The following is a 15870-nucleotide window of genomic DNA, read 5'->3' as shown; positions in this document are numbered from 1 at the left end:
CTGCCGCGCTTTTGGCAAAAATTGCACTTCTCCTGCGCACGCATCCGTGGCTAAGCTCAGGCACAGATTTCCACTTGCACGCCGAGGTCTCCTCTATGCCGCAGCAATGGCCAGCCACCGACATCGCCCGCATGATCCTCGATGGCTTTGACGATTACCGCGAGCACTTCCGGCGGATCACCGACGGTGCGCGCGAGCGCTTCGAGCAGGCGCGCTGGCAGGAGACGCAGACCGCGTCGGCGGCGCGGATCAATCTTTACGAAGAAAAGGTCGGCGAAACCATCGCCCGCCTGCGCGAGTACTTCGACGATGAGACGCTGATGAATGTCAGTAGCTGGCCGTTGGTGAAAAGCGCCTACATCAGCGTGATCGACCTGCGCTTCGACGATGAGCTGTCCGAGACCTGGTACAACTCGATCTTCTGCGGGCTGTTCAGCCATGACCTGATCAGCGATGGCTGCATGTTCATCCACACCACCCGGCCAAGCCTGCGCCGCGCCCGGGCTGCGCAAACCCGCACCTACAAGCCGCAAGGGCAGTTGTCATCGATGCTCGCGAGCATCTTTGCCGACTATCGCTTCAGCGAGGACTACGCCGATTTGCCGGGCGACCTGCAGCGCCTCGAGTCGCAACTGCGCGAGAACCTGCCGGACTGGGTGTGCAAAGACCCGGAGCTGAGCGTCGAGTTGTTTTCCTCGGTGCTGTACCGCAACAAGGGCGCGTATCTGGTCGGGCGCATCTACACCCGTGACGAGCAGTGGCCGCTGGTGATTCCATTGCTGCACCGCGAAGGCCGCGGAATTCAGATCGACGCGCTGATCACCGACGAAGCCGACGTGTCGATCATTTTCTCTTTCACCCGTTCGTATTTCATGGTCGATGTGCCGGTGCCGGCAGAGTTCATCGGCTTCCTGCGGCGCATCCTGCCGGGCAAACACATCGCCGAGCTGTACACCTCGATCGGTTTCTACAAGCACGGCAAATCCGAGTTCTACCGGGCGCTGATCAATCATCTGGCCAACACCGACGACCAGTTCATCATGGCCCCGGGCGTGCGCGGCATGGTCATGAGTGTGTTTACCCTGCCGGGCTTCAACACCGTGTTCAAAATCATCAAGGACCGTTTCTCGCCGTCGAAAAACGTCGACCGGGCGACGGTGATCGAAAAATATCGTCTGGTGAAAAGTGTCGACCGCGTCGGGCGCATGGCCGATACCCAGGAGTTCGCCGACTTCCGCTTTCCCCTGAGCAAGTTCGATCCGGCGTGTCTTGAAGAGTTGCTGGAAGTCGCGCCGTCGACGGTTTCGGTCGAAGGTGACACGGTGCTGATCCGCCACTGCTGGACCGAGCGCCGCATGACCCCGCTCAACCTCTATCTGGACAACGCCAACGAAGCTCAGGTGCGCGAAGCGCTGGAAGATTACGGTCTGGCGATCAAGCAACTGGCGGCGGCCAACATCTTTCCCGGTGACATGCTGCTGAAGAACTTTGGCGTCACCCGTCATGGTCGGGTGGTGTTCTACGACTACGACGAGATCTGCTTCCTGACCGAAGCCAACTTCCGCCACATCCCCGCGCCGCGTACGCCCGAGGACGAAATGGCCTCCGAGCCGTGGTACTCGATCGGGCCGCTGGATGTGTTCCCCGAAGAGTTTCCGCCGTTCCTGTTCGCCGATGCCGGGCAGCGCAAACTGTTCGATCAACTGCATGGCGAGCTGTACAACGCCGATTACTGGAAGGGTTTGCAGGAGGCGATTCGCGCCGGCAAGGTCATCGATGTTTTTCCTTATCGGCGTAAAGAACTGGATAACGAATAATCCCGGAGCATGACGAATTTGTGGCGAGGGAGCTTGCTCCCGCTGGGCTGCGAAGCGGCCCCGAAACCATCCGCCGCGTCCTGACAGTGACCTCCCGACAACCGGATTACGATTGCTGCGCAACCGAGCGGGAGCAAGCTCCCTCGCCACAGTAGGAGGCAAATCTGCGACAATCGCCCCCCTGCATAAACAGACGACCGAATTGCGTACCCGATGACCGACGAATCGCCCTCCATCGACAAACTGCTGAAAAACCTCGATCACGCCATGCTCGCCGACCGTCACCGGCTGCGGCGGCAGTTGCTTGAGCTGCGCAAGAAACCCGACGAGGCCAAACTGGCCCAGTGGGTGGCGCGCATGCAGGCGTCCTGTGATCAGGTGCTGGCGCGCCGTGCCAGCCTGCCGGTGATTCGTTACGACGACAGCCTGCCGATCGCCGCCAAGCGCGACGAAATCAAGGCCGCGCTGGAGAAGCATCAGGTCTTGATCATCGCCGGCGAAACCGGCTCGGGTAAAACCACCCAGTTGCCGAAAATCTGCCTGGAAATCGGTCGCGGCCAGCATGGTCTGATCGGCCACACTCAGCCGCGCCGAATCGCTGCGCGCAGTGTCGCCAGCCGGGTCGCCGAAGAACTCGGTACGCCGCTCGGTTCGCTGGTTGGCTATCAGGTGCGCTTCGAGGATCAAAGCGATTCCAACACCCTGATCAAGCTGATGACCGACGGTATTTTGCTGGCGGAAACCCAGAACGATCGCTACCTCGAGCGCTACGACACGATCATCGTCGACGAAGCCCACGAACGCAGCCTCAACATCGACTTCCTGCTCGGTTACCTGAAAACCCTGCTGCCGCGTCGTCCGGATCTGAAAGTCATCATCACCTCGGCGACCATCGATCTGGAGCGCTTCTCCAAACATTTCGATGATGCGCCGATTGTCGAGGTGTCCGGTCGCACCTTCCCGGTAGACACCTGGTATCGCCCGCTGACCCTGGAGCAGGACGAAGAGGGCAACCGCGTCGAAGACGACCTGACCGTGGATCAGGCGATCCTCGCCACTCTCGATGAAATTGCCGCGTACGAACGCAGCGAACGCCGCAGCCCGGGCGATGTGCTGGTGTTCCTGCCCGGCGAGCGCGAGATTCGTGACGCCGCCGACATGCTGCGCAAGGCCCAGCTCAAACACACCGAGATTCTGCCGCTGTACGCGCGCCTGTCGCCGGCCGAACAGCAGCGGATTTTCCAGTCGCACCCGGGGCGCCGCGTGGTGCTGGCGACCAACGTTGCCGAGACCTCGCTGACCGTGCCGGGCATCCGTTACGTGATCGACAGCGGCACCGCGCGCATCAGTCGCTACAGCTATCGCGCCAAGGTTCAGCGCCTGCCGATCGAAGCGATTTCTCAGGCCAGCGCCAATCAGCGTAAAGGTCGTTGCGGCCGGGTCGAGCCGGGGATTTGCGTGCGCTTGTATAGCGAAGAGGATTTTCTCGGTCGCCCGGAATTCACCGATCCGGAAATTCTGCGCACCAACCTTGCCGCCGTGATCTTGCAGATGCTGCACCTGCGCCTCGGCGAAATCACTGCGTTCCCGTTCATCGAACCGCCGGACGGCAAGGCGATCAGCGACGGTTTCAACCTGCTGCAAGAACTCTCGGCGGTGGATCGCAATAGTCAGTTGACCCCGCTCGGGCGCCAACTGGCGCGGCTGCCGGTGGATCCGCGGATGGGCCGCATGCTGCTGGAAGCGGCAAAACTCGGCAGCCTGCAGGAAGTGCTGATCGTCGCCAGCGCCATGTCGATTCAGGACCCGCGCGAGCGTCCGCCGGAGCGTCAGCAAGCAGCCGATCAGGCCCACGCACAATGGAAAGACAGCGATTCGGACTTCGCCGGGCTGGTCAATCTGTGGCGTGGTTTTGAAGAGCAGCGCCAGGCGCTGACCGCCAGTCCGCTGCGTAACTGGTGCCGGAAGAATTTCCTCAATTATCTGCGTCTGCGCGAGTGGCGTGACTCTCATCGCCAGTTGAGCCTGATCTGCCGCGACATGCAGTTGAGCCTCAATAAAGAGCCGGCGGATTATCCGAAACTGCACAAAGCGGTATTGGTCGGCCTGCTCAGCCAGATCGGCCAGAAAACCGAAGACGGCGATTACCTCGGCGCCCGTCAGCGGCGCTTCTGGATTCATCCGTCGTCGGGCATCGGCAAGAAACGTCCGCAGTGGCTGATGACCGCCGAACTGGTGGAAACCACCAAGCTCTACGCGCGCATGGTCGCCAAGATCGATGCCGACTGGATCGAGCCGCTGGCCGGGCACCTGATCAAGAAAAACCATTTCGAACCGCACTGGGAGAAGAAGCGCGGTCAGGTTGTGGCCTACGAGCAGATCACCCTGTTCGGGCTGATCGTGGTCGGTCGCCGCCCGGTGCATTACGGCCCGGTGGACCCGGTGGTTTCGCGGGAGCTGTTTATCCGTGAAGGGCTGGTGCGGGGCGAGATTCAATCGAAGGCCAAATGCCTGACCGCCAACAAGCAGTTGCTCGAACAGCTCGACGAACTGGAGGCCAAGGCCCGGCGCCGCGACATTCTCGCTGACGAAGAAACCTTGTACGCGTTCTACGATGCGCGCTTGCCGGCGGAGATTCACCAGACCGCGACGTTCGACAGCTGGTATCGGGTCAACAGTCAGAAAGACCCGCAACTGCTGATCATGCGCGAAGAAGACGTACTGGCTCGCGAGGCCAGTGAAGTCACCGCCCGGGATTACCCGGACACGCTGCACATTGGTGATCTGGAACTGGCGCTCAGTTATCACTTCGAACCCAATCACCCGCGCGACGGCGTGACCCTGCGCGTGCCCGCGCCGCTGCTGCCGATGCTGCCGCCGGAACGCCTGGAATGGCTGGTGCCGGGGCTGATCGAGGCCAAGTGCATAGCGCTGGTGCGCAATCTGCCGAAAGCCCTGCGCAAGAACTTCGTGCCGGTGCCGGACTTCATCAAGGCGGCGTTGCAGCGCATGACCTTCGCCGAAGGTTCGCTGCCGCAAGCGCTCGGTCGCGAGTTGCTGCGCATGACCGGTGCGCGCGTCAGCGATGAAGCATGGGCAGAAGCCGCGCAGCAGGTTGAAAGCCATCTGCGGATGAACCTGGAAATTGTCGACGGCCAGGGCAAGTTCCTCGGCGAGGGCCGCGATCTGGCCGAGCTGACCGCGCGTTTTGCCGAAGCCAGCCAAGCGGCATTGGCCGTGCCGCAGAGTGCGAAAAGTCAGCAACCGGTGGAGGCCAAGGTCTTCGCCCCGGTGGCGGAAAAGACCCAGCAGAAGATTGCCGGGCTGTCGATGACGGTCTATCCGGCGCTGGTGGAAGAAGGTGGCACGGTCAAGGAAGGGCGGTTCTCGACCCCGGCCGAAGCCGAGTTCCAGCATCGTCGCGCCTTGCAGCGCCTGTTGCTGCAGCAATTGGCGGAACCGGCGAAATTCCTGCGCAGCAAACTGCCGGGCATCACCGAGTTGGGTCTGTTGTATCGCGAGCTGGGCCGAGTGGATGCGCTGGTCGAAGACATTCTGCTGGCCAGCCTCGATAGCTGCATTCTGGACGGCGAAGACCCATTGCCCCGCGACGGCGCCGGGCTTGCCGCACTGGCCGAACGCAAACGCAGCAGCTGGACCGAGCATGCCGAACGCGTGGCGCGGCTGGCGCTGGAGATTCTCAAGCTGTGGCACGGCCTGCAAAAACGCTTCAAGGGCAAGATTGATCTGGCGCAGGCTGTGGCGCTTAACGACATCAAGCAGCAGATCAGCAATCTGGTGTATCCGGGGTTCGTCCGGGAAACGCCGATGCAATGGCTCAAGGAGTTGCCGCGCTATCTGAAGGCGGTCGAGCAGCGTTTCGAGAAACTCGGCGCGCAGGTGCAGAAGGATCGGGTCTGGAGCGGTGAACTGGCCGGCCTCTGGGTGCAATACCAGACCCGTGCCGCCAAGCATGCCCAGGAAGGCAAACGCGATCCGCAGCTTGAGCTGTACCGCTGGTGGCTGGAAGAGTACCGGGTGTCGCTGTTCGCCCAGCAATTGGGGACAAAAGTGCCGATCTCGGACAAACGGCTGAGCAAGCAGTGGAGTCAGGTCGAGGCCTGATCCCCAACCCTGCTCGATCAGCTGTGGGCATTTGTGGTGAGGGGATTTATCCCCGATGGGTGGCGAAGCCGCCCCAAAAGCGACCATCTCAGCCCATCAGTTTTGATGCGGGTGATGGTTTGGCGGCTGCTTCGCAGCCGATCGGGGATAAATCCCCTCGCCACATAGATAGAGATATGCCCCACATCGGGATTTGGGTTGTGCTTGAGAAAGGCGCCAAAATCTCGGGTTTATGGCAAACTTCGCGACCATAAACGCCGGTTTCGTGACCCAGAGCCTTCGGCCGGGTCACGTGGCGGATAAAGCGATGCCAGATCAGCGTCCCCCGGACGGGAATAGACCCTTTGTGTGTTGGTACGTCGGTGCCAGCGCTTTCTGCCTGAACAGATTAGAGAAACGACCATGCATAACGTCGTCATCAGCGGCACCGGCCTGTACACCCCGGCCAACAGCATTTCCAACGAAGAGCTGGTGCAGTCTTTCAATACCTACGTTGCGCAGTTCAACGCCGATAACGCCGACGCCATCGCCAGCGGTGAAGTCCAGGCGCTGACCGAATCCAGTGCCGCCTTCATCGAAAAAGCCTCGGGCATCAAGAGCCGCTTTGTCATGGACAAGGACGGCATCCTCGATCCTGCACGCATGGCCCCGCGTCTGCCGGAGCGTTCCAACGACGAATGGTCGGTACTCTGCCAGATGGCCATCGGCGCCGCCGAACAGGCGCTGCAACGCGCCGGCAAGACCGCCGCCGACATCGACGGCGTGATCGTTGCCTGCTCCAATCTGCAACGCGCCTACCCGGCCATCGCCATCGAAGTCCAGGAAGCACTGGGCATTCAGGGTTTCGGTTTCGACATGAACGTCGCCTGCTCCTCGGCGACCTTCGGCATTCAGGCCGCGGCCAACAGCGTGCAACTGGGCCAGGCCCGGGCGATCCTGATGGTCAACCCGGAAGTCTGCACCGGTCACCTGAACTTCCGCGACCGCGACAGCCACTTCATCTTCGGTGACGCGGCGACGGCGGTGATCATCGAACGCGCTGACCTGGCGACGTCCAAGTACCAGTTCGACGTGGTCAGCACCAAACTGCTGACCAAGTTCTCCAACAACATCCGCAACAACTTCGGCTTCCTCAACCGCGCCGCGGAAGAGGGCATCGGTGCCCGCGACAAGCTGTTCGTGCAGGAAGGCCGCAAGGTGTTCAAGGACGTCTGCCCGATGGTTGCCGAGCTGATCGGCGAGCACCTGGAGGAGAACAAACTCAACGTCGGCGACGTCAAGCGCTTCTGGCTGCACCAGGCCAACCTGAGCATGAACCACCTGATCGTGCGCAAGCTGCTGGGCCGCGAAGCCACTGAAGAAGAGGCCCCGGTGATCCTCGACACCTACGCCAACACCAGCTCGGCGGGCTCGGTGATTGCCTTCCACAAATATCAGGACGATCTGGCCAGTGGTTCGCTGGCGGTATTGAGCTCGTTCGGCGCCGGTTACTCGATCGGCAGCGTGATCCTGCGCAAACGCTGAGTGCGCCTGAAAAGATCGCCCTTGTGGCGAGGGAGCTTGCTCCCGCTGGAGTGCGTAGCGCTCCCAAAACCGGCGATTGCGGTCTTGCTGAAGAACCGCAATCGCCGGTTTTGCGTCTGCTGCGCAGCCGAGCGCGAGCAAGCTCGCTCGCCACAGGGTCGAGTGCGTTAACGTTAATCGGTATTTGCAAACGAGGCGTGCATGGCCGCAATGGACGACACCCAACTGCTCGAACGTCTGCTCGCGGGTGAGCAAAAGGCTTTCAAGGAACTGGTCAGCACCTACCAGAGCGCCATGCGCGCCGTGGCTTACGCGATTGTTGGCCAGCGCCATGTCGAAGAAGTGGTGCAGGACGCCTGGCTCTCTGTGGTGCGCCATATCGCTAGCTTCGAGGGCCGTTCCAGTCTCAAGACCTGGCTGCTGACCATCACCGCCAACTCGGCCAAGAGCCGCTACAAACAAAATCGTCGCGAAGTGTTGATGGATGATCTGCCGTCACCCCACGGCACCATCGATGACGATCGCTTTTCGCCCGGTGACGGTCATTGGCTGGTGGCGCCGTTCGCCTGGCATCAGGACACCCCGGAAGCCTTGCTCACCGAAAGCGAATTGCGTGATTGCCTGGAGCACACCTTGCTCAGCCTGTCGGAACTGCAAAGCAGTGTTCTGCTGCTGCGCGAGCGTCAGGGCCTGGAGCTGGAAGAAATCTGTAATCTTCTGGAGATCTCGCTCTCCAATGTCCGGGTGCTGCTGCATCGGGCGCGGCTGAAAGTCTTCGCCACGGTGGAGCATTTTGAGGAGACCGGCGAATGCTGACCTGCAAGGAACAAGTAGCGCGCTCCAGCGATTATCTCGATGGCCAGTTGAGCTTTCGCGAGAAACTGTTGGTGCGCCATCACCTGATGTTCTGCCCCAACTGTCGGCGCTTCATTCGTCAGATGCGTTTGATGCAGGCCACGCTGAAGGCGATGCCGGAGAAGCCCCAGGAGGGTGTTGACGCGTTGGCCGAACGCCTGGCCGAGCAACGCCGAAAAGATAATCTCCTGTAGGAGCTGCCGAAGGCTGCGATCTTTTGATCCTCAGAACAAGATCAAAAGATCGCAGCCTGCGGCAGCTCCTACAGGTTTTTTTTGCTTCCTGCAGAAATAGCCCGGCGCGGACGACACGAACGGATGATGGGGATCGTCCCGCCCGCGTCAGGCTAGAGGGTGACGCGTTTTAGAACTTGGCTTCCGCATCCAGTTGCAGGGTGTTGGTGTCTGCGTCGCGCTGGGTGCGGCTGGAGAAGTCGGCCTTGGTCAGGAAGTACGTGGCGCCGATGGCGAAGTTCTTGTCGATGTCGTAACCGACCTTGAACTTGTGCCCACGGGAACCGGTGGTACCGTTGGCGAAGTCGGAGTCGGTAAACGCGCCGACCACGGCATCACGCTGTACGTCACGATAGTTGTAGTCCAGGTTCAGACCGAAGACTTTCGATTTGGCACCGACCAGCCACGCGGTATCGGCGTCGGTCACGGCATCGTTGTTCTTCACGTATTGACCGTAGAACGACAGCGGCATCGGCAGACCGCCGATGTCGATCTGGCTGAAACCTTCGTACAGGCGGAACTCGTTGTTGGCCGAGTTGCCGTTGACCGACAGCGCGCACGGTGTGGATGTCCCGGTGCAGCGGCTGTCTTCATCGTTCTGGTAGGCGTAGACGCTGCCGCCCAGGGTCAGTTTCAGGTTGTCGGTGATCGCAAAACGGCTGCCCAACTGGCCAGCGGTCAGGCGCAGGTCGTGGCGAAATTGCACGCCTTCGCCGTCGACGTTGTCCTTGAGGGTGTAGTTACCCAGGCTGCCGAACAGTTCGGCGCTGCTGCCCAGTGGGTATTTGTAGGTAAGGGCCAGACCTTCCGGGTTGATGTCGCTGTCCCAGATCACGTCACCCATGCTGACCCACGGTTGCAGCATCTTGCCGCCGATCACGTGCAGGTTCTTGATCGCATCCGGGTGGTAGTCGATGTAGCCCAGGTCGAGCCAGATCTGCTTCTTGTCGAAGTAGTTGTCCATGTCCTGGTTGGTCGAACGGGCATCGTCGCCGCCGCCGGTAGCGATACGAATACCGGTGTCCACTTGCGGGTTGATCTCGGTGTAGGCACCCAGACGTGCGCGGATACGCTGGCGATCCTTGTCACGGCCACCGTTGTTGGATTCGCCGTCGATCTTGACGGTCTCCTGACGAATACGCACGTCACCCTTGAACTGGGTCTTGGCGGCCCAGGCGAGTTTCTGGTCGAAGGAGCTCAGCTCATTGGTTTTCTTCGCGGTCGCCGCGATCTGCTCGTTGGTCTCTTGCTGCGCCTGCTGCGCGATTTGCTGAGCCTTCTGATCCTTGGCCAGTTCAGTTTGCAGTTCGATGTACTGCGCCTGGGAAATGGAACCGTTGGCCTTGAGCATGTCGAGCAGTTTGGCGTCGACTGCAGCACTGGCCGGAACGCTCATGGCCAGCAACAGGCCACCGCACAGGGCCGCCGCAGTTTTCGTGGAAGCAAGACGCATAGCAATCTCCGAAGATGAGAGGGATGGCAGAACCATCCGGGGCACACCGACGCGCACGTCGGAAAACAGTGTCCGGGTAGAACCCGGCGCTCTAAAAACAGGAGCGAGTATCGCGATGGTTTATGACAGAGCAGTGGCTAAGTGATGTCATGTCGATGACGATACAAAGTTGCCCTGAACTATTGATCTAGCGCGCTGTCGTCCGATTGCTCGTGTGCAAAGGGCAGCGATAAGCGATACTCGCGGGGCTTTGAAGCCCGGAAGTGGAGAGTCAGTGGATGCCGTTGCAACGCCTGCAAAGCCTGTCAGAAATCGCCCCGGCGACATGGGACGCGCTGGTGCCCGAGAACCAGCCGTTTCTGCGGCACGCCTTTCTCTCGGCCCTTGAAGACAGCGGCAGCGTCGGCCCGCATACGGGGTGGCAAGCCGAGCATCTGCTGCACATTGAAGACGATCGGCTGATCGCGGCGCTGCCCAGTTATCGCAAGTGGCATTCCTACGGCGAGTACGTGTTCGATCACGGCTGGGCCGATGCCTGCGCCCGGGCCGGCATCGATTACTATCCCAAGCTGCTGACGGCGGTGCCGTTCAGCCCGGTCAGCGGCCCACGGCTGTTGGCGGCAAAGGTCGAGGACGGTTTCGAACTGCTCAAGAGCTTGCCGGGTTATCTGGAAATTGAAGAACTTTCCAGCGCGCACATCAACTTCACCGATCCGTTCACCGACACCGCGATGGCCGAGCAGCCGGGCTGGCTGCAGCGTATCGGCTGTCAGTATCACTGGCAGAATCGCGGTTATCGGGACTTCCAGGATTTTCTCGACGCGCTCAGTTCGCGCAAGCGCAAGCAGATGCGCAAGGAGCGCGAACAGGTGGCGGGGCAGGGCTTCGAGTTTGAATGGCTGCAGGGGCGCGAACTGGACGAGTCGCAATGGGATTTTGTCTACGCCTGCTATGCCAACACTTACGCGGTGCGGCGTCAGGCGCCGTACCTGACGCGCGAGTTTTTCAGCCTGCTGGCCGCGCGGATGCCGGAGGCGATTCGGGTGGTCTTCGCCAGACAGGGTTCACGGCCGGTGGCAATGGCCTTCAGTCTGGTCGGGGGCGACAGCTTCTACGGACGTTATTGGGGCTGTCTGGCCGAGTTTGACCGGCTGCATTTCGAGACCTGTTTCTATCAGGGCATGGACTATGCGATTGCCCACGGTTACCAGCGCTTTGATGCCGGTGCTCAGGGCGAGCACAAACTTATTCGCGGCTTCGAACCGGTGATCACCCATTCGTGGCATTACCTGCGCCATCCGGGCCTGAAGGCCGCCGTCAAAGACTTCCTGCAACAGGAACGCGCCGGCGTTCTTGCGTACGCCGAGGAAGCCAGAACAGCCTTGCCCTATCGCCAAACCTAGATCCCTGTAGGAGCTGCCGCAGGCGGCGATCTTTTGATGTTGTTTTTAAGATCAAAAGATCGTCCGATCGCGGCCCGAGCCTCCGGCAGCTCCTACAGGGAGGCGGTGGTTTCACGTGGACTCTTTACCCAGCCAGCGATAAATCGTCCCGCCCACTACCGCGCCCAGCAGCGGCGCGACCCAGAACATCCACAACTGCGCAATCGCCCAGCCGCCGACCATCAGCGCCGGCCCGGTGCTGCGTGCCGGGTTGACCGAGGTGTTGGTGACCGGGATCGAGATCAGGTGAATCAGCGTCAGGCCCAGGCCGATGGCGATCGGTGCGAGGCCCGCCGGGGCGCGTCTGTCGGTGGCGCCAAGGATGATGATCACGAACATCCCGGTCATCACCAGTTCGGTGACAAAGCCTGCCGCCATGGAGTATTTGCCCGGTGAATGCTCACCGTAACCGTTGGAGGCCAGGCCGGCGGCGATGTCGAAGCCTTCCTTGCCGCTGGCGATGTAATAGAGCAGCGCGGCGGCGAGTATCCCGCCGAGCACCTGGGCGATGACGTAGGCCGGCAACTCCCTGGCCGGAAACCGCCCGCCAACCACCAAACCGACTGACACTGCGGGATTGAGGTGACAACCGCTGATGTGGCCAATGGCAAACGCCATGGTCAGCACCGTCAGACCAAACGCCAGAGCCACCCCCAGCACCCCGATGCCCAACGGCGAAGACGCCGCAAGCACCGCACTGCCACAACCACCCAGAACCAGCCAGAACGTACCCAACAACTCAGTGACTGAACGTTTGAACAGAGACATGAGAGAGTCCTTGATAGGCGTGCTATCGAGACTGTGTTGCGTTGTGCTTCCTTGCCGATTTACGACAGGTTCCGCGCTGGAACCTTGGCTGAGTACAGCAGGCTTTGGATGGATTTCCAGCAGGCGCAAAAAAACCGCCAGAGCCTGTGTTTGGCGGGCTGGGGCGGTTTTCTGGCGGGCAGGCATTGTGTGGCGAGGGAGCTTGCTCCCGCTGGACAGCGAAGCTGTCCCAACACTATCTGCACCGGTAGTGTCAGACTCGCACAGTTGGCGGGCTTTGCGTCTGCTGCGCAGCCGAGCGGGAGCAAGCTCCCTCGCCACAAAAGTTCACAAAGTCAGATTTTTTGTGATCAATCGATGCCGACAAACCCCCCGGTCTGATGCGCCCACAACCGCGCATACAAGCCGCGATGCGCCAGCAGTTCGGCGTGGGTGCCGCTCTCGGCGATCTTGCCGTTTTCCAATACTACCAGCCGATCCATGCGAGCGATGGTCGAGAGACGGTGAGCAATGGCAATCACGGTTTTGCCCTGCATCAGGGTTTCCAGGCTTTCCTGAATCGCCGCTTCGACCTCGGAGTCGAGTGCCGAGGTCGCTTCGTCCATGATCAGGATCGGCGCGTCCTTGAGTAGCACCCGGGCAATCGCGATGCGCTGACGCTGGCCGCCGGACAGCTTCACCCCGCGCTCGCCGACGTGCGCGTCGAAACCGGTGCGGCCCTCTGCGTCCGACAGCAACGGAATGAACTCGTCGGCGCGGGCCTTATGCACCGCGTCCCAGAGTTCGGCGTCGGTGGCGTCAGGCTTGCCGTAGAGCAGGTTGTCGCGGATCGAGCGGTGCAGCAGGGAGGTGTCCTGCGTAATCATGCCGATGCGTGCGCGCAGGCTTTCCTGGCCGACTTCGGCGATGTTCTGCCCATCGATCAGGATGCGTCCGCCCTCGACGTCATACAGGCGCAGCAGCAGGTTGACCAGGGTCGATTTGCCGGCACCGGACGGGCCGATCAGGCCGATTTTCTCTCCGGGTTTGATGGTCAGGTTGAGGTCGCCGATGATGCCTTTCTTCTTGCCGTAGTGAAAATCCACGTGCTCGAAACGCACTTCGCCACGGGCCACGGCCAGCGGTTTGGCCTGCTCACGATCGGTGACGCTGACCGGTTGCGAGATGGTCTGCAGACCGTCCTGGACCATGCCGATGTTTTCGAAAATGCCAGTGACCACCCACATGATCCAGCCGGACATGTTGACGATGCGGATCACCAGACCGGTGGCCAGGGCGATCGCGCCGACGGTGATCAGCGACTGGGTCCAAAGCCACAGCGCCAGCGCAGTGGTGCCGACGATCAGCAGGCCGTTCATGGTGGTGATTGCCACGTCCATGCTGGTCACCACGCGGCCGGCCATCTGTGCCTTGACCGTCTGTTCTTCGATGGCTTCCTTGGCGTAATGTTGTTCGAAGTTGGTGTGGGCGAACAGCTTTAGGGTGGCGATGTTGGTGTAGCCGTCGACGATCCGCCCCATGAGTTTCGAGCGCGCGTCGGAGGCCTCCACCGAACGCTCTTTCACCCGTGGCACGAAGTAATACAGCGCGCCGATGTAGGCGGCGATCCACGTCAGCAGCGGAATCATCAGGCGCCAGTCGGCTTCGGCGAACAGCACCAGCGAACTGATCGCGTAGATCACCACGTGCCACAGCGCATCCACCGCCTGCACTGCCGAGTCACGCAGCGAGTTGCCGGTCTGCATGATGCGTTGGGCGATGCGCCCGGCGAAGTCGTTCTGGAAAAAATTCAGGCTCTGCTTGAGCACGTAGCTGTGGTTCTGCCAGCGGATCATGCTGGTCATGCCGGGGCTCAGGGTCTGGTGCACCAGCAGGTCGTGCAGGCCGAAAAAGATCGGCCGCAGTACCAGGGCGACCACCACCATCCACGTCAGTTCGAGGGCGTGGTCGCTGAAGAAATTCGGGTTGGGCGTGCCCTGGGCCAGGTCGATGATGCGGCTCAGGTAGCTGAACAGCGCGACTTCGATCAACGCGGCGAACAGGCCGACCACCAGCAGGGCGGCGAAACTTGGCCAGACCTGCTTGAGGTAATAGGTGTAGAAGGGCCAGACACGATCCGGTGGGGACGCGGTCGGAGCGTCGCGGAATATGTCGATCAGTTGTTCGAAACGGCGATAGAGCATCAGATAACCGCCCGGAGGCCGGGCTCTCCTTTTATCGGTGTGAGCGGCGTGGCGTCAGGCCAGCGCCGCTCGAAACGCCCTGTACAGCTTAGTCGATGACTTTGGCCGACTTGATGATCACAGGGTCGACAGGCACGTTTTGCATGCCTTGTTTGGTAGTGGTTTGCGAGTTGACGATGATGTCGACCACGTCCATGCCTTTGACCACTTTGGCGAATACCGCGTAACCGGCGTCACGGCCCGGATCGAGAAAGGCGTTGTCGGCCACGTTGATGAAGAACTGACTGGTGGCCGAATCCGGGTTGGAGGTGCGCGCCATCGACAAGGTGCCGCGAACGTTGTGCAGGCCATTGCTGGCCTCGTTCTTGATCGGCGCCTTGGTTTCTTTCTGCTGCATCTGCTGGGTAAAACCGCCGCCCTGGGCCATGAAGCCCGGGATCACACGGTGGAAAATGGTGTTGGTGTAAAAGCCGCTGTTGACGTAATCCAGAAAGTTTTTGGTACTGATTGGCGCCTTGACCGGATCCAGTTCGATTTCGATCTGGCCGTTGGTAGTGTCCAGCAGCACGTGCGGTGCTTTTGCAGGCGTGGCAGCCATCAGGTTGGCAGCAAACAGCACGGTGCCGGCGGCGAGGGCGAGTTTTTTCAACATGGGTCAGTGTTCCTGAGATTGAGTATCGGCTGTGGCAAGGAACTCCAGCAGCGTTTGGTTGAAGCGTTCGGGTTGATCGAGCGGGGTGGCGTGGCGCGAATCGGCGATGACCACCAGCCGCGCATCGGGCAGCAGTTTTACATAGGTTTCTTTCAGTGCCACCGGTGTGTAGTCACGGTCGGCGCTGACGATGAGGGTTGGACAGGTCACCCGGGAAAGTCGTTCCTGAACGCCCCAGCCAACAATCGCATCGAAGCTGGCGAGATAAGCACGTTTGTCGTTTTTTGCCCAGCGTTCGGCCATTTTCTGCCGCAGATCAGCTTGTTCAGGCTTGGGAAAAAGTTTGCCGCCCAGCGCCTTGCCGGTGGTCGCCAGACTCAGCACGCGCATCAGGCTCCAGCGCTTGAACCACTGCCAGTAATCGTCGCGGCTGCGCAGTTTGACCTCGGGGGCGCTGTTGACGATGGTCAGGCTTTTCAGCATGTGCGGCTGATCGACGCCGAACTGAAAGCCGATCATCCCGCCCATCGACAGCCCGACGTAATGCACCGGGCCGAGTTTCAGGTGTTCGATCAACGCCAGCAGATCAGCACTGAAACCGGCGATGCTGTAGCGCTCGCGAGGTTTGTCCGAGCGACCGTGACCGCGTATGTCAGGGACGATCACCCGGTAATGCGCCGACAGCGCCGGGATTTGCATTTCCCAGTCCAGGGTGCTCGAACCGAGCCCGTGAACCAGCAGCAACGGGGTGCCGTGGCCATATTCCTCGTAGTGCAGGTTGCAACCTTCGTGCTCGAAATAGGCCATCGGTGAACTCC

At 60.9% G+C, this 15870-nt stretch carries 11 protein-coding genes; 6 read left to right on the top strand and 5 right to left on the bottom strand.

What is annotated here, in order from left to right; translation table 11 throughout:
- Positions 1 to 95 precede the first annotated feature (95 nt).
- The 5 genes from aceK (at position 96) to ACIP8I_RS05380 (ending at position 8515) form a co-directional block, all read left to right on the top strand.
- Positions 96 to 1817 carry a bifunctional isocitrate dehydrogenase kinase/phosphatase gene (aceK, locus tag ACIP8I_RS05400; RefSeq protein WP_400759309.1) on the top strand — a complete coding sequence of 574 codons (1722 nt, stop codon included), beginning with the start codon at positions 96 to 98 and terminating at the stop codon, positions 1815 to 1817.
- Between the two features lie 213 nt (positions 1818 to 2030).
- Entirely contained in the window at positions 2031 to 5942 is a 3912-nt protein-coding gene (hrpA, locus tag ACIP8I_RS05395) for an ATP-dependent RNA helicase HrpA (RefSeq protein WP_400759306.1), read from the top strand.
- Between the two features lie 402 nt (positions 5943 to 6344).
- Positions 6345 to 7466, top strand: coding sequence for a beta-ketoacyl-ACP synthase III (locus ACIP8I_RS05390; RefSeq protein ID WP_007969627.1), 1122 nt, complete (start codon positions 6345 to 6347; stop codon positions 7464 to 7466).
- 201 nt (positions 7467 to 7667) lie between these two features.
- A complete protein-coding gene (locus tag ACIP8I_RS05385; RefSeq protein ID WP_400759303.1) occupies positions 7668 to 8282 on the top strand; it encodes an RNA polymerase sigma factor in 615 nt (204 codons plus the stop codon).
- On the top strand, positions 8276 to 8515 hold the full coding sequence (locus ACIP8I_RS05380; RefSeq protein ID WP_123586865.1) for an anti-sigma factor: 240 nt from the start codon (positions 8276 to 8278) through the stop codon (positions 8513 to 8515). The genes ACIP8I_RS05385 and ACIP8I_RS05380 overlap by 7 nt, the downstream gene beginning before the upstream one ends.
- A 169-nt stretch (positions 8516 to 8684) precedes the next feature.
- Here ACIP8I_RS05380 and ACIP8I_RS05375 read toward each other — a convergent pair whose 3' ends face one another.
- The gene (locus ACIP8I_RS05375; RefSeq protein WP_400759299.1) at positions 8685 to 10007 is read right to left on the bottom strand and encodes a putative porin; all 1323 of its coding nucleotides are present in this window, start codon (positions 10005 to 10007) and stop codon (positions 8685 to 8687) included.
- 278 nt (positions 10008 to 10285) lie between these two features.
- Here ACIP8I_RS05375 and ACIP8I_RS05370 point away from each other — a divergent pair, with 278 nt between their 5' ends.
- A complete protein-coding gene (locus ACIP8I_RS05370) occupies positions 10286 to 11410 on the top strand; it encodes a GNAT family N-acetyltransferase (protein ID WP_400759298.1) in 1125 nt (374 codons plus the stop codon).
- 111 nt (positions 11411 to 11521) lie between these two features.
- Here ACIP8I_RS05370 and aqpZ read toward each other — a convergent pair whose 3' ends face one another.
- The 4 genes from aqpZ to ACIP8I_RS05350 all read right to left on the bottom strand — a co-directional run bounded on the left by aqpZ (position 11522) and on the right by ACIP8I_RS05350 (position 15859).
- Positions 11522 to 12217 carry an aquaporin Z gene (gene aqpZ / locus ACIP8I_RS05365; RefSeq protein WP_400759296.1) on the bottom strand — a complete coding sequence of 232 codons (696 nt, stop codon included), beginning with the start codon at positions 12215 to 12217 and terminating at the stop codon, positions 11522 to 11524.
- A gap of 350 nt (positions 12218 to 12567) precedes the next feature.
- Positions 12568 to 14400, bottom strand: coding sequence for an ABC transporter ATP-binding protein (locus tag ACIP8I_RS05360; RefSeq protein ID WP_223007649.1), 1833 nt, complete (start codon positions 14398 to 14400; stop codon positions 12568 to 12570).
- Positions 14401 to 14488: 88 nt separating this feature from the next.
- Entirely contained in the window at positions 14489 to 15052 is a 564-nt protein-coding gene (locus tag ACIP8I_RS05355; RefSeq protein ID WP_027614548.1) for a peptidylprolyl isomerase, read from the bottom strand.
- Positions 15053 to 15055: 3 nt separating this feature from the next.
- Complete coding sequence (locus tag ACIP8I_RS05350; RefSeq protein ID WP_400759294.1) at positions 15056 to 15859, bottom strand: alpha/beta fold hydrolase; 804 nt, start codon at positions 15857 to 15859, stop codon at positions 15056 to 15058.
- Between the last annotated feature and the right edge of the window lie 11 nt (positions 15860 to 15870).

Source organism: Pseudomonas sp. NPDC088414 (assembly GCF_044753325.1).
Lineage (GTDB): Bacteria > Pseudomonadota > Gammaproteobacteria > Pseudomonadales > Pseudomonadaceae > Aquipseudomonas.
This window is presented reverse-complemented; position numbering and strand designations above follow the sequence as displayed.

What these genes read in the sequence shown, in the direction of transcription:
- aceK (WP_400759309.1), top strand. Translation starts at nt 96, where the DNA reads ATGCCGCAGCAATGGCCAGCCACCGACATCGCCCGCATGATCCTCGAT.
- hrpA (WP_400759306.1), top strand. Translation starts at nt 2,031, where the DNA reads ATGACCGACGAATCGCCCTCCATCGACAAACTGCTGAAAAACCTCGAT.
- ACIP8I_RS05390 (WP_007969627.1), top strand. Translation starts at nt 6,345, where the DNA reads ATGCATAACGTCGTCATCAGCGGCACCGGCCTGTACACCCCGGCCAAC.
- ACIP8I_RS05385 (WP_400759303.1), top strand. Translation starts at nt 7,668, where the DNA reads ATGGCCGCAATGGACGACACCCAACTGCTCGAACGTCTGCTCGCGGGT.
- ACIP8I_RS05380 (WP_123586865.1), top strand. Translation starts at nt 8,276, where the DNA reads ATGCTGACCTGCAAGGAACAAGTAGCGCGCTCCAGCGATTATCTCGAT.
- ACIP8I_RS05375 (WP_400759299.1), bottom strand. Translation starts at nt 10,007, where the DNA reads ATGCGTCTTGCTTCCACGAAAACTGCGGCGGCCCTGTGCGGTGGCCTG.
- ACIP8I_RS05370 (WP_400759298.1), top strand. Translation starts at nt 10,286, where the DNA reads ATGCCGTTGCAACGCCTGCAAAGCCTGTCAGAAATCGCCCCGGCGACA.
- aqpZ (WP_400759296.1), bottom strand. Translation starts at nt 12,217, where the DNA reads ATGTCTCTGTTCAAACGTTCAGTCACTGAGTTGTTGGGTACGTTCTGG.
- ACIP8I_RS05360 (WP_223007649.1), bottom strand. Translation starts at nt 14,400, where the DNA reads ATGCTCTATCGCCGTTTCGAACAACTGATCGACATATTCCGCGACGCT.
- ACIP8I_RS05355 (WP_027614548.1), bottom strand. Translation starts at nt 15,052, where the DNA reads ATGTTGAAAAAACTCGCCCTCGCCGCCGGCACCGTGCTGTTTGCTGCC.
- ACIP8I_RS05350 (WP_400759294.1), bottom strand. Translation starts at nt 15,859, where the DNA reads ATGGCCTATTTCGAGCACGAAGGTTGCAACCTGCACTACGAGGAATAT.